Source organism: Pararhizobium sp. (genome assembly GCF_965279435.1).
Classification (GTDB): domain Bacteria; phylum Pseudomonadota; class Alphaproteobacteria; order Rhizobiales; family Rhizobiaceae; genus Pararhizobium.
In genome coordinates, this window is record NZ_CBDIHY010000002.1 from 446,360 (window position 1) to 459,318 (window position 12,959).

A 12,959-nucleotide genomic window follows, 5' to 3' on the forward strand; every position below is an offset into this window, starting at 1 on the left:
GGGAGCCGCTGCAGTGCTAAGCCTGATGCAAGGCAACCTGTGGTAATGATCCTATCCTAAAAGCAGAGGAAGGTCGGCGGCCAATGCGCAAGGGAGACTGGATCGCGGGGCTGTCGGTCGCGGGATTGATGCTGCCCGAAGCTGTCGCCTATGCCGGGATTGCCGGCTTGCCGCCACAGCGGGCGATCTGTGCTGCCATTGCCGGCTGCCTTGCCTATGGGCTGCTTGGACGAAGCCGCTTTGCCATTGTCACCCCGACCTCCTCCTCCGCCGCCATTCTGGCCGCAACATTGCTGACGCTACCGGGTTCAGCCGACGACAAAGCCGTGCTCGCCATCATCCTCGTTGCCCTGGTCGGCGGTCTGTTCCTGATTGCATCGATGGTCCGGCTCGGAAATCTGGCAGGGTTCATATCGAGGCCCGTGCTGCGCGGTTTCGCATTCGGGCTGGCGATTACCATCATCTTGCGCCAGATACCGGTTCTGGCCGGAGTGCCGGTCAACGCATCCGGCATTCTGCAACTGGTGACCAGGCTGGTTGCCTCCGTACCACAATGGCATCTGCCCAGCGTTATCGTTGGCGCAACAGCCCTAGTTGCCCTGATCGGACTGCGCCGCGTTCCATTCCTCCCGGGTGCGTTTCTGGTGCTGTGCGGCGGTATTGCCGTCTCGGCCATCTTCGATCTTTCCAGCCATGACGTTGCCCTTGTCGGCGCTATCCCGCTTCTGCCCGCATGGCCGGATTTCTCGTCGCGCCAATGGCCAGAAATCATAGCACTTCTGCCTTACGTGCTACCGCTGGTGCTCATTCTGTTTGCCGAATCCTGGGGAACCATCCGCTCGTTCTCGCTACGCAACAACGAGACTGTGGATGCGAACCGGGAACTGGGTGCCCTCGGCCTGGCAAATCTCGCCAGCGCCGTCGTTCAGGGCATGCCGGTCGGGGCCGGGTTTTCGGCAGGGGCAGCAAGTGAGGCGGCAGGCGCGCAAAGCCGCGCGACCGCGGTTGTCGCAGCGCTCGGCCTGGCACTCCTGATCATTTTTGCCTCCGGACCTGTGGCTCTTCTCCCGCAGCCCGTTCTGGCAGCGGTGGTCATCGCCGCATTGACCCATGCGCTCGACCCCATGCCGTTGTTGCGCCTGTGGCGGTTGAAACGCGACGGCTATATCGCGCTCGGTGCAGCGCTTGGCGTGCTGGTATTCGGTGTTCTCGATGGCATGCTGGTCGCAATCGCCTTTTCGTTGGCGGCACTGCTCAGGCGCATGGCATCGCCCTATGTCGCGCGTCTCGGGCGGCTCGCAGGAGGGCACGATTTTGTCGATGTCGCCCGCCACGCCGACGCGTTCCCGGTTTCCGGGGTCACCGTCTGGCGACCGGCACAGCCCCTGTTCTTCGCCAATGCGGATGCCATTTTGAACACGATCGTCAGCCGCGTTCGGGCGGACAGCCGCAGCAAGTGCGTCGTCGTCAGTCTTGAGGAGAGCTTCGATCTGGATAGCACTGCACTCGATGCCCTGCTGGAGTTCGACACGACAGTAAGGGCCTCCGGCAAGCGGGTGCAATATGCCCGCGTGCATGACCGGGCCCGCGATCTGATCATCGCCGCAGCGCCTCAGCTTGCCGGACGTTGCAGCGTCAGCGTCGATGATGCCGTTTCAGCCGTTCTAACCCAAGCATCAAGCACCGGAGGTGCCCCATGACGCGAACTTACGAACCCCATCTGCAACCGGTGGCGATAGCAAGCCTCCGGCCGACCCAAATGACAGTCGGCTTTCGCGAAGTCGCCTGCAAGCGGCTAGAATGGCGGGAGATTTCCGGACACGACGGCGCCGATTTTCTCGGCCGCCATATGGTTCCAGTCGTCATCGGCTGGAAGAAAAATGCCTATCTGATCGATCACCATCATCTTGTCAGGGCCTTGCTGGAGGAAGGTGTCGCTCATGTCCTGACCAGCGTCGTTGCCGATCTCAGCGATCTCGCCAAACCGGAGTTCTGGTCTGTGATGGATCACTATCGCTGGACATATCCGTTCGATGCCGCAGGCGAGCGGCAGCCGCACAACAGCCTGCCGAAATCCGTGGCCGGGCTTATCGACGATCCCTACCGGTCGCTGGCCGGCGCACTTCGCCGCGCGGGCGGATATGCCAAGGACAACACGCCATTCAGCGAGTTCATGTGGGCAGATTTCTTGAGAAACCGCATCGATGCGAAGTTGCTGCACAGAGATTTCAAGGATGCCGAAATCGCCGCCCTCAAACTTGCCAGAACCAAGTCAGCAAAGCATCTGCCGGGGTGGTGCGGCCCAAGCGATTGAACTGTCGCGTGTTCACGCCGAGCCGCTACCGCCTCCCTCCGACCTGTTACTCCGCAGGTGCAACCACACCCTTGCGTGACCAGAGCGACCGGACAAAGGCGGACAACCGCTCAATCTCGACGAAGATGACCGGCGTGATGAACAACGTCAGCACCTGGCTGACCAGAAGCCCACCGACAACCGCAACCCCGAGCGGCTGGCGCAGCTCCGAACTGGCGCCGGTTCCGATTGCCACCGGCAGCGCGCCGAGAAGTGCGCAGAAGGTCGTCATCATGATCGGCCGGAAACGCCGCACGGCTGCCAGATGGATGGCTTCGTGCGTTTCATGATGTTCGTCGCGCTGCAGCGTCAGCGCCACATCGATCATCATGATCGCGTTCTTCTTGACGATACCGATCAGCATTAGCAAACCGACCAAGGCAATGATCGACAGATCGAAGCCGAAAATCTTCAAGGTCAATAGCGCTCCGAAGGCTGCGGACGGCAGACCGGAGAGAATGGTCAGCGGGTGCAGGAAGCTCTCGTAGAAGACACCGAGCACCACATAGATGATCAGCACGGCTGCGCCGATCAACAGCCCGGTATTGCCGCTTGCCTGTTCGAAAATCTGGGCGGCCCCGGCATAGTTCGTCGTCACGGTGGGGGGAAGATTGATCTGCTGCTTGAGCGCGTCGACACGCGCGGTCGCTGTACCGAGTGACACGCCTTTCGGCAGATTGAACGACAGGGTGACTGCGGTGAGCTGGCCTGTCTGGTTGACCGTGACCGGTCCTGCCTCACGTGTGACGCGGGCAAAGCTCGATAACGGCACCAGCGTCCCGGATGCCGATGCAATCCGGATTGCCGACAAGGACTGCTCGTTCCAATCCAGCGACTGGTCATATTCGATGATGACGTCATAGCTGTTGCCGGTCGTCTGGATCTGGGTGACGACATAGCTGCCGAATGCCGCCTCCAGCGTCGTACGCAATGCCTGGGACGAAATTCCAAGGCTGTTTGCCCGGTCGTTATCGACGGTGACATGGGCCTGAAGCGCATTGTTCTGCAGGTCGGTGGCAACATCAACAAAGTGGGTGGTATCAGCCCGCATGGCATCCCCAAGCGTCTGCGACCATTGCCGTGCTGCCGCCGCATCGATCGATTGCAGGACGACCTGGTAGAGGCTCTGGGTGCTGCGTCCACCAAAACGTAGGCTCTGCTGGGGCGTGATGAATGTTTTCAATCCGGCGATCTGCGATAGCGAATGCCGCAGGGCCTGCAGCGTCGTATCAAGCGGCGGACGCGTATCGCGCGGTTTCAGCTGAACGAGAAGCGACCCCGAATTGAGCGCCGATCCGCCAGGTCCGGCACCGAGTGTCGAGGTCACATGCGCGACGTTCGGATCGCTGGAGACGATGGCCGCAGCGCGGGCCTGCAACGTGCTCATCGCCTGATAGGATATATCCTGGCGGGCCTGCGTCGAGATCGTCAGAATGCCGATATCCTCGGAAGGGAAAAAGCTGCGCGGCAGGCTGGCAAACATCCATCCGGACGCAACAAACGTGGCGGCGAACACCAGCATGACAATTGCGCGGTGGTTCAGGCACCAGCCGACGGCCCGGCCGTAGGCAGCTGTTACCCTGTCGAACACTCCCTGGCGCTGCGGCTCCTGCGTGTCCCGATGTGGAAGCCGGGCCGCAAGCATTGGGGTCACTGTCAGCGATACGGTCGCCGAAGCCAAGATTGCCAGTGTGACGACAACACCGAACTCGTTCAGCACGCGCCCGACGATGCCGCCCATCAACAGGATGGGCAGGAAGACGGCGACCAGCGAAATCGACATCGAAATGATGGTGCCGGTGACTTCGCGGCTGCCCTCGATGGCCGCCTCAAGCGGCGCCATGCCTTCTTCAACCTTGCGGACGATATTTTCCAGCATGACGATGGCATCGTCGACGACAAGCCCGACCGAAAGGGTCAGGCCCAGCAGCGAGATATTGTCGATCGAGAAGCCGAGCGCATACATGGCGCCCAATGTCGCCACCAGCGACAGCGGTACGGCGAGTGCGGGAATAAGCGTTGCCGAAACCCGCCGGAGGAAGAGATAGATGACAAGGACAACGAGGCCAATGGTAATCATCAGCGTCGTCTCGACATCGGACACTGCGGCGCGGATCGAGACGGAGGCGTCGTTGACGATGTTGATGTGCATGTTTGCCGGAAGATTGGCCTGAAGTTCCGGCACCTTGGCCAGAATGGCATCGACCACCGCCACGGTATTGGCACCAGGCTGGCGTTGCACGGCAAGCGCAATGGCCGGCTTTCCATCAAGCCAGCTCCCCTGATTGACGATGGAAGCGCTGTCCACGACATCGGCGACATCGTCGAGCCGCACGATGCGGCCGCCCGGCTGGGCGATGATCAGGGTTCGGAAGGCTTCGGCATCGCTGCGCTGCGTCGCCACATCGACCGTCAGAGCCTGCGACTTGTTTTGCAAGGTACCGACGGGGGACTGATCATTGGCAGCAGCAACGGTCGCCGCCAGTCCGTCAAGGGAAAGACCGCGAGCCTCCAGCTTGTGTGGATCGACCTCGATCCGCACGGCATAGGCCTTGGCGCCATAGACCTGCGCCTGTGCCACGCCGGAGATCGTCGAGAGCGCCGGCGAAATGATGTTTTCCGCAACGTCGTCCATTTTCGTCAGCGAGGCGCCGTCGCCGGTCAGAGCCAGGATCAGCACCGCCGCATCGGCCGGGTTTGCCTTGCGATAGCTGGGTGGCGCGGTGAGATTGTCCGGCAATTGCCGTTGAGCTCTGGCAATCGCTGCCTGGACGTCGGCGGCGGCCGCATCGATATCACGCGAAAGATCGAACTGGATGGTGATCTGGGTGTTGCCGAGTGACGAACTGGAGCTGATCGTATCGATCCCGGCAATCGTCTCGAACTGCTTGATCAAAGGCGTGGCAACGGAACTGGCCATCGTGTCCGGCGAGGCACCGGCGAGCTGCGCTGTCACGTTGATGGTTGGGAAATCGGCCTGCGGCAGCGCGGCGACAGGCAGGTTTGTGTAGGCGGAAGCGCCTGCGAGCAGAACCCCGACGATCAAGAGGATCGTTGCAACCGGACGCCGGATGAAAATTTCGGAGATGTTCATTGGACAGCTCCGGCTTTGGCCCCGCTTTCAGCCACCGTCTCGGCCGCCACCGCCGGAGCCGCGACGATCTCAACATGCGTTCCGTCCACCAGCCCCGCCTGCCCTTCGGTAACGACGATCTCACCCTCCTTGAGACCAGCGGAGATACCGGTCGTGTCCCCAACGGCGAAAGCCACCTTCACCTTGCGCACTTCAACCGTCTTGTCCTGCTTGACGACGTAACAGACGGCGCCATCGCTCTGCGGCTGCACGGAGACGGACGGCACCAGGACCAGATCCTTTTGTTCGCCGGCGGTGACCGTGACACTCAGCGACTGTCCCGGCCAGAATGTTCCGCCCGAATTTTCAAGACGCGCCCGCATCTTGAACGTGCCGGAGGGGCCATCGACCGCGTTGTCGATGAACACGATCGGCCCGCTCTCTCCCGCCGTCTTGTCCTGCGACAATGTGGGGGAAATGCTGACATTGAGCTGCCCGCCCGCAAGCGCCTGCCGGGCGAGATCCAGATCCGTTTCGGGGAGCGTGAACTCCGCATAGACCGGCTTCATCTGCGTCAGCGTGACGATATCTTGACCCGGTGCGACATAGGCCCCGGGTGATAACAGGATCACTCCAAGCTTGCCGTCGAAGGGCGCGCGAATTTGTGTCTGCGTCAGCGCGACTTTGTCGGCCGCAAGCGTGGCATTATCGACGCCGATTGCGGCCTGCGCCTGTTTTGCAGCGGCAACTGCATCATCATACTGCTGAAGGGTCTCGGCACCATCACTGCTTAGCGATTCCACCCGCTTCAGGTTTGTATTGGCCTCGTCGAGCGCCGCCTGGTCCTTGGCAAGCGCTGCAGTGTCCCGCGCGATATTTGCGTTGATCGTGCGATCATCCAATTGCACCAGCAAGGTGCTTGCCGTGACGTCGGCACCGTCCTTGACCAGGATCTGCGCAACCGTGCCCGACACCGGACTGGACAGTGCGGTAGACGCGAATGGAACGATGGTTCCGAGCGAACTGCGCGTCACCGGCAATGAACCGGCTTTTGCCGTCGTCGTGTTTACAGTGACTGCATTGCGGTGCCCGGCTGCGCCCTTCGGCTGACCGCCGTCACTGCTCGGTTTGCTTTCTGCCGAATCCACCGACAGAAAGCGTGCGACCGTGTCCGGCAGATACGGGCCGAGTTCGGCACGGCCAAGAAAAACACCCGCAGCAACGGCAACGACGACAAGGAGAGAATTCCGATACCGCATGTCGTTTTCCTTCAGTGGGGACAACGTTTTTCTCGAACGCTAGAATTATCCGAATATTGACAGTTATCAATGACCTTGAACCGGGCAACACGGTGTCACGAATGGCCCTGCCAGAATTAAATTCTGTTTAGAATTGCGGTGATGATTCCGGTCGGAGCTGCCGGTTTTGGCATCAGTCGATTGTCGCACCCGCTCAAGATACGCGGCTTCCAGGCCCTTTCACGAAGCAATCACTGCCGGGCAATTGGCATCGGAAAGGGCGACCCGCGACGAAAGGTCCTTCGCACTCATCCACTTCACAGCGGCAGGGGCCGGCGCAATCTGCTAGTACGTGTTCTAGTTGCAGATTTCACTACGCATTGGGGAACCGAACTGTCAGAAGCCGCCCGTATCGATATACACAACTCCGACACACCCTTCCTTTGTCGGAGTTGTGAAGTGCGTCACAAGGGATTGTGCGGTGCGCTTGATGCCGGGCAATTGCTTGCCATGGCAAAGCACACCCGCATGACGCGGTACGAAGCAGGCAAACTGCTGTCCGGTGAGGAAACGCCGATCCAATCCTATGCCAACGTCATGCGCGGCGTCGTCAAACTGACCAAGGTGCTCGAAAACGGCCGCCAGCAGGTTGTCGGTCTCCAGTTCGCACCGGATTTTCTCGGCCGTTTGTTTGGCCGCGAGAACGCGGTAACGGCGGAAGCTGCATCTGATGTCGAGCTTTGCGAAGTGCCGCGTGCCGCGTTCGAACGGCTGGTAACTGAGTATCCGCAGATGGAGCATCGGCTTTTCGCTCAGGTTCTGCGCGAGCTTGATGAGGCCAGGGACTGGATGGTCACGCTTGGGCAGAAGACCGCAGCCGAAAAGGTCGCGAGCCTGCTTTACCTCATTGCCGGACACATCGACCCATCCACCGGCCCTGAAACACGCGACAGCACCGCGTTCGATCTGCCTCTATCGCGCATCGACATCGCCGAGTTTCTCGGCCTGACGATCGAGACGGTATCACGCCAAATTACCAAGCTGCGGACCGACGGCGTGATTTCCGTGGTTGCCAATCGCCAGATCACGATCCCGAGCCTCAACCGCCTGAAGGCGCGCTGCGGTTAAACCGTCAACGCGGGAGCGGCGGAAAGCATCGGAAGCAGAACGGTGCAGTCAAACCGGATGCGCCGCCTGGCGCAATCGAAATAGCCACGCAGGATGTAGCCGAGCGTTTCCGGCGACGGTTTGACAAGCCCTGTGCCGTAAGCGCGCAGGGCATCGCAGAGCTCTTCGGCATAGCACTCCTCCTCGAGCTGCTCGTAGCGGATGTGGTCGAGGATTTCCGCCAAGCCGGAGGGCGTTTGCCAGCGCTGCGCCATCCATGGAAGGATGGCTTCCTCTTCCTGCCGGTGGACGGCCGCCAGAATCGGCGGGATCGCGCGGCGCAGGTGCAGGCATTCACCATGCGCGACCTTGTCCGGTAGCCGGTCTGCGACACTCTCCAGCGCGTCGCACAGCACCGCCTGATCCCGCAACGCGCACTCCAACAGGTCGACCGCCGGATGAACTCCGCTCACAACTCTGTCCCAGTCCGGAAAATTCGCGTCCATAGGTGGCCTCCCCGGCCAGATATCTGACCGTACCGCAGCAAACGTGCCGCCAGTTCCTCCGCGTGATGAAACACTCGTACACCTGCTGCAGCCTTGACCTCGATCAACCGGAGCCATTGTCTGCTGCATCCTGCGAACAATCGTCATCGAGCAGTATCCGCTGTGCCGCGCCGTCCATATCCTCATACTGGCCGCTTCTCAGCGACCAGATGAAGGCGCCGAGCCCGGCCGATCCGAGCAGGATGGCAACCGGCATGAGATAAATCAGCGATTTCATCGCAACTGGCCCTCCCGGGTGGCGGCTGACGATAATGAAGGAGCGTCGCAATCGTCCGCCCCGGCATTGAGACGCAGGGCATTGCCGATCACCAGCAGTGAGGATGCAGACATGGCGATGGCGGCAACCAGCGGTGTCACATAGCCGAAGACGGCAATCGGAACGGCAAAGGCGTTATAGCCGATGGCCAGAGCCAGATTCTGCCGGATCAGCCGGTCGGCCCCGCGCGAGACGTCCAGCGCCACGGTAACGGCACTGAGGGATTGGCGCAGAAAGACGAAATCTGCGGCATTGCGGCCAACGTCGGCAGCCGTCGCCGGCGCCATGGAAACATGCGCTGCGGTGAGTGCCGGAGCATCGTTGAGTCCATCCCCGACCATCAACGGCAGCCGGTCCTCCCGCGCCAGTGCCTGAAGCCGTTCCAGCTTGCCGGCAGGCAGAAGTCCGGCGCTATAGCGGTCGATCTTCAAGGTTTTCGCAACGGATTGCACGGCTGCCTGCGCGTCCCCCGAGAGGAGTTCGACGGCCATGCCGCTGTGATGCAGGCGCTTGATTGTCGAAGCCGCATCCGGGCGAAGCGTGTCGCTGAAGGTGAAGCAGGCAATCACGATCCCGTCTTCCGAAAGCACAGTCGTCTTACCCGGCGAGCCCGGTTCGCCAGTTCCCGCCCAGGGACTGCGCCCGAGGCGATAGGTCTTTCCCGCAATCGTCGCCTCGATCCCGAGACCGGGATGTTCGGTGACCCGGTCAACGGTGACATCCGGATAATGATTGCCGGGATGCGCCATCCAGATGGCGCGGGAAGCGGGATGGTTTGAATATCCGGCAAGGGTGACGGCGATGGCGAGGGCTGTCTCATCTCGCACGTCGCTACCAGCGAGGCTCAAATTGCCCAGCGTTAAGGTTCCGGTCTTGTCGAATACGGCAATATCGGCCTCTGCAAGCCGCTCCATGGCCGAGCCATCCTTGACCATGATGCCGCGTTCGAACAACCGGCGCGCGGCAACGACCTGAACGATTGGAACGGCCAAGCCCAGTGCGCACGGGCAGGTGATGATCAAGACGGCGATCGCGATGGTAATGGCCTTGTGCCAATCGCCCGAAACCAGCAGCCAGCCGATCCCTGTCAGAAACGCAGTCAGATGCACCGCCGGTGCATAATAACTCGCTGCGCGATCAGCGATGCGCCGGTAGAGCCCACGGCCGGCTTCGGCCGCTTCCATTAGCCGGATGACTTCGGCAAGGAATGAGGCTTCCGCGGCGGCGGTGACTTCGATCGTCAGCGGTCCTGTCAGGTTGAGCGTACCGGCGCTGATTGCATCGCCGACTTTCACCGGCCGCGGATCGCTTTCGCCCGTCACCAGCGAGCAATCGAGTTCGGAGATACCCTGCCGGACAATGGCATCCACCGGAATGCGATCGCCAGCCGCGATGAATACCTGCATTCCGGACTCGATCCGCGCAAGCGGCATATATTCGCGGGCTCCATTCGGAGCCACCACGACAGCCCCGGCCGGTGTCATCCGCACAAGGCTACTGACGGCTGAACGCGCCTTCTCCCTCATGACGTGATCGAGCACGCGGCCAATCAGCAGGAAAAATAGCAGCGAAGCGACCGCATCAAAATAGGCGTGCTGGCCGTGGTTGATGGTCTCGTAGAGGCTCATGCCGAAAGCGAGTGAAATGCCGACGGCGATGGGGACGTCCATGTTGGTGTGGCCATGCCGGAGCGCCGATGCCGCCGAGCGGAAGAAGATGCCGCCGCCCAACAAGAGCGCTGGCAGCGCGATCAGGGCCGAAACCCAATGAAACATGTCGCGCGTTGCACCCTCGGCCCCTGACCAGACGGAAACGGACAGGAGCATGATATTGGCCGTCGCAAAACCGCAGACAGCAACCGCCCGGATCAGCTCGGACCGCGTGCGATCACTCTTGCCATCCTCATCGGAAAACAGATGTGCCGGATAGCCGAGCCGGTACAACACGCCGCAAAAATCCGGGACTGCGCCATCGCGCCAGCGGATCGAGACCCGCCGGGTGGAAAGGTTGACACGGGCATTCTCGACGCCATCGAGCTTGCTCAGCGCCCGCTCGATCTTGCCGATGCAGGCAGCGCAATGCACGTCGGGCACGGACAGGTTTGTCTGCCGCAAGCCATCGCCAAGCACGTGGCTAAGCAGGCGGATTTCGTCGGCCGGCGGCATGGCCTGGCGTTCCGCTTCCAGCTCGAGCATGGCAGCATTGCCGACGGCACAGCAGCTCATTGGCGTGCCCCATCCCTGACGAGGACACGTTCGCTGTGGCGGTAGGGCACGGCAAGTCCGCCGTCGATCTCCAGATTGACGACCCAGATGCCGGGAGAAACAACCGAGGACGCGCTGAGCTGGCCGTTACCGGACGGCTGCAGCGCAACCGACCAATCCGCCGCCTCGAATGTCGGGTGCTGGAAGGTCGCCTTGCCGCCGGTCATCCTCACCGGATTGCCGATGCGATCGATCAGCGTGAAGGTGATCTTTCCGGCAGCGATGTCGAGCTTCGGAACCCAGCCGAGATCGTTCTGGGTTCGCACCGCCATCATCTTCTCGTTGAACTGCTGGCTGGCGACGTAGGAATTCTCGACCACCAGCCCCGTCCAACTGGTCATGGCAAACCGTGCCATGACGACATTGACGGTGATGATCACCCCGAAGAAGGCGAGCATGATCATCAGCATATGACGGCCGGTAAATTCGCGGGATTGCAATTTCATTTCGAGCCTCCCGGTATCTGAAATGTTGCCGTGTAAGTCTTGGTCTCGGGGCCTTGCGTATCCTCGATGACGAACTGAAATGTCTGCGACTGGCTATCGGCAACGTGACGCGGCTGTGTGACGAAGACTTTCAAGCTGCGCAGGCGATCCGGTTCGACCGGAACGAGGAAGGATCCGTCGCTCTGAGGCTGGATACCGGCGATCGCGACCGAGCTCTGCGGCAGGCCCTCGATCCGCACGGCCATCACGCGCGGCTTGGCGATCATGTTGAGGATCTTCAGCGTGTAGCCATTGCGCACCGAGCCGTCTGACAGCATGACGAATTGCGGGTTGCGGTCATGCAGGACATTGACGTCGAGCCGCTCACGCGTCACCAGCGCATAGACGAGGCCGACACCAACCATCGACCAGAGTGCCGCATAGAGCAGCGTTCTTAGCCGCAGGAACGAGGCGAAGCTGATATGGCGCAGCGTCGCGGCAAGCTTGCCGTCAGCCGTGCGCACCCGCGCCGGGTCGATCGGCTGCGTGCCTCCGGCGGTCGCCAGCGCCATATTGGCATTGTAGTCGTTGAGCGTCGTGTAGGAGATCAGGCCGCGTTCCCGGCCGAGCTTGTCCATCACCCCGTCGCAGGCGTCGATGCACAGCGCGCAGGTAATGCATTCCAGTTGCTGGCCGTCGCGGATATCGATCCCCATCGGACAGACGGCGACACAGGCATTGCAGTCGACACAATCGCCGACCACCGCGCCCTGCGCTGCCGACTTCTTGGCATGACGCGAACGTGGCTCGCCGCGCCAGTCGTTGTAGGTCACCGTCAGCGACGCTTCGTCGAGCATGGCCGCCTGAATGCGCGGCCAAGGGCACATATAAGTGCAGACCTGCTCCCGCATCAGCCCACCGAAGACGTAGGTCGTCGCCGTCAGGAAAGCGATGGTGCTGTAGGCGACGAAAGCCGCCTGACCGGTAAAGACATCGACGAGCAATGTTGGCGCATCAGCGAAATAGAAGATCCACGCGCCACCCGTCGCCACGGCGATCAGCAGCCAGATCGCGTGCTTGGCAGTCCGCAGCGCTAGCTTGCGCAGCGAATAGGGTTCCTTGTCGAGCTTGATGCGGGCGTTGCGATCGCCTTCGATCGCCCGTTCGACGACCAGGAACAGATCGACCCAGACTGTTTGCGGGCAGGTATAGCCGCACCATGCGCGCCCTACCGTCGAGGTCAGCAGGAACAGGCCGAGCCCGGCCATGACCAGCAGACCGGCGACATAGAAGAATTCCTGTGGCCAGATTTCGATGAAAAAGAAATAGAAGCGCCGGTTGGCAATGTCGATCAGTACCGCCTGATCGGGTGCATAACCGCCGCGATCCCAGCGCAGCCATGGCACCAGATAGTAGATGCCGAGCGTGATCGCCATGATCAGCCATTTGAAACGGCGAAATCCTCCCGAGGCCCGCTTCGGGAAGATTTTCTTGCGCGGCGCATACAGCACCTGCCGCTGTTTCTGCGAATTGACCGCCTCGGCGTCCAGTCTCTCGATATCCATTTTTTCCAGCATTCCAGCCGCCCGGGCATGATGCCGGCAGAGCCGGCCACTCGTCTTTGAACGGAGACTGGCACGCAGCGGCGCCAATCTCCTTGATCGAGGTCAAGCGACC

The 12,959-nt window shown here is 61.3% G+C and carries 10 protein-coding genes; 3 read left to right on the forward strand and 7 right to left on the reverse strand.

Going from position 1 to position 12,959, the window contains the following annotated elements:
* Positions 1 to 83 precede the first annotated feature (83 nt).
* On the forward strand, positions 84 to 1,700 hold the full coding sequence (locus ACQY8Q_RS03630) for a SulP family inorganic anion transporter (protein WP_428424739.1): 1,617 nt from the start codon (positions 84 to 86) through the stop codon (positions 1,698 to 1,700).
* Positions 1,697 to 2,314: a ParB-like protein gene (locus ACQY8Q_RS03635; protein WP_428424741.1), complete on the forward strand. Its 618-nt coding sequence runs from the start codon at positions 1,697 to 1,699 to the stop codon at positions 2,312 to 2,314. Before ACQY8Q_RS03630 ends, ACQY8Q_RS03635 begins: the two co-directional genes overlap by 4 nt.
* A gap of 46 nt (positions 2,315 to 2,360) precedes the next feature.
* On the opposite strand, the gene ACQY8Q_RS03640 is transcribed toward ACQY8Q_RS03635, so the two are convergent.
* Positions 2,361 to 5,447, reverse strand: a complete 3,087-nt coding sequence (locus ACQY8Q_RS03640; RefSeq protein ID WP_428424743.1) for an efflux RND transporter permease subunit — start codon at positions 5,445 to 5,447, stop codon at positions 2,361 to 2,363.
* Complete coding sequence (locus ACQY8Q_RS03645; RefSeq protein WP_428424745.1) at positions 5,444 to 6,685, reverse strand: efflux RND transporter periplasmic adaptor subunit; 1,242 nt, start codon at positions 6,683 to 6,685, stop codon at positions 5,444 to 5,446. Before ACQY8Q_RS03645 ends, ACQY8Q_RS03640 begins: the two co-directional genes overlap by 4 nt.
* A 438-nt stretch (positions 6,686 to 7,123) precedes the next feature.
* On the opposite strand from ACQY8Q_RS03645, the gene ACQY8Q_RS03650 reads away from it, so the two are divergent.
* Complete coding sequence (locus ACQY8Q_RS03650; RefSeq protein WP_428424747.1) at positions 7,124 to 7,792, forward strand: Crp/Fnr family transcriptional regulator; 669 nt, start codon at positions 7,124 to 7,126, stop codon at positions 7,790 to 7,792.
* Here the strand turns inward: ACQY8Q_RS03650 and ACQY8Q_RS03655 are convergent.
* The 5 genes from ACQY8Q_RS03655 to ccoG form a co-directional block, all read right to left on the reverse strand.
* Positions 7,789 to 8,277 (reverse strand): hemerythrin domain-containing protein, encoded by a 489-nt coding sequence (locus ACQY8Q_RS03655; protein WP_428424749.1) that lies wholly within the window; start codon positions 8,275 to 8,277, stop codon positions 7,789 to 7,791. The genes ACQY8Q_RS03650 and ACQY8Q_RS03655 overlap by 4 nt on opposite strands.
* A 103-nt stretch (positions 8,278 to 8,380) precedes the next feature.
* The gene (gene ccoS, locus ACQY8Q_RS03660; protein WP_428424751.1) at positions 8,381 to 8,554 is read right to left on the reverse strand and encodes a cbb3-type cytochrome oxidase assembly protein CcoS; all 174 of its coding nucleotides are present in this window, start codon (positions 8,552 to 8,554) and stop codon (positions 8,381 to 8,383) included.
* Positions 8,551 to 10,818 (reverse strand): heavy metal translocating P-type ATPase, encoded by a 2,268-nt coding sequence (locus ACQY8Q_RS03665; protein WP_428424753.1) that lies wholly within the window; start codon positions 10,816 to 10,818, stop codon positions 8,551 to 8,553. Before ACQY8Q_RS03665 ends, ccoS begins: the two co-directional genes overlap by 4 nt.
* Complete coding sequence (locus tag ACQY8Q_RS03670; protein ID WP_428424755.1) at positions 10,815 to 11,303, reverse strand: FixH family protein; 489 nt, start codon at positions 11,301 to 11,303, stop codon at positions 10,815 to 10,817. The genes ACQY8Q_RS03665 and ACQY8Q_RS03670 overlap by 4 nt, the downstream gene beginning before the upstream one ends.
* The gene (gene ccoG / locus ACQY8Q_RS03675) at positions 11,300 to 12,859 is read right to left on the reverse strand and encodes a cytochrome c oxidase accessory protein CcoG (RefSeq protein ID WP_428424757.1); all 1,560 of its coding nucleotides are present in this window, start codon (positions 12,857 to 12,859) and stop codon (positions 11,300 to 11,302) included. Before ccoG ends, ACQY8Q_RS03670 begins: the two co-directional genes overlap by 4 nt.
* Positions 12,860 to 12,959: the final 100 nt, after the last annotated feature.

What these genes read in the sequence shown, in the direction of transcription:
- ACQY8Q_RS03630 (WP_428424739.1), top strand. Translation starts at nt 84, where the DNA reads ATGCGCAAGGGAGACTGGATCGCGGGGCTGTCGGTCGCGGGATTGATG.
- ACQY8Q_RS03635 (WP_428424741.1), top strand. Translation starts at nt 1,697, where the DNA reads ATGACGCGAACTTACGAACCCCATCTGCAACCGGTGGCGATAGCAAGC.
- ACQY8Q_RS03640 (WP_428424743.1), bottom strand. Translation starts at nt 5,447, where the DNA reads ATGAACATCTCCGAAATTTTCATCCGGCGTCCGGTTGCAACGATCCTC.
- ACQY8Q_RS03645 (WP_428424745.1), bottom strand. Translation starts at nt 6,685, where the DNA reads ATGCGGTATCGGAATTCTCTCCTTGTCGTCGTTGCCGTTGCTGCGGGT.
- ACQY8Q_RS03655 (WP_428424749.1), bottom strand. Translation starts at nt 8,277, where the DNA reads ATGGACGCGAATTTTCCGGACTGGGACAGAGTTGTGAGCGGAGTTCAT.
- ccoS (WP_428424751.1), bottom strand. Translation starts at nt 8,554, where the DNA reads ATGAAATCGCTGATTTATCTCATGCCGGTTGCCATCCTGCTCGGATCG.
- ACQY8Q_RS03665 (WP_428424753.1), bottom strand. Translation starts at nt 10,818, where the DNA reads ATGAGCTGCTGTGCCGTCGGCAATGCTGCCATGCTCGAGCTGGAAGCG.
- ACQY8Q_RS03670 (WP_428424755.1), bottom strand. Translation starts at nt 11,303, where the DNA reads ATGAAATTGCAATCCCGCGAATTTACCGGCCGTCATATGCTGATGATC.
- ccoG (WP_428424757.1), bottom strand. Translation starts at nt 12,859, where the DNA reads ATGCTGGAAAAAATGGATATCGAGAGACTGGACGCCGAGGCGGTCAAT.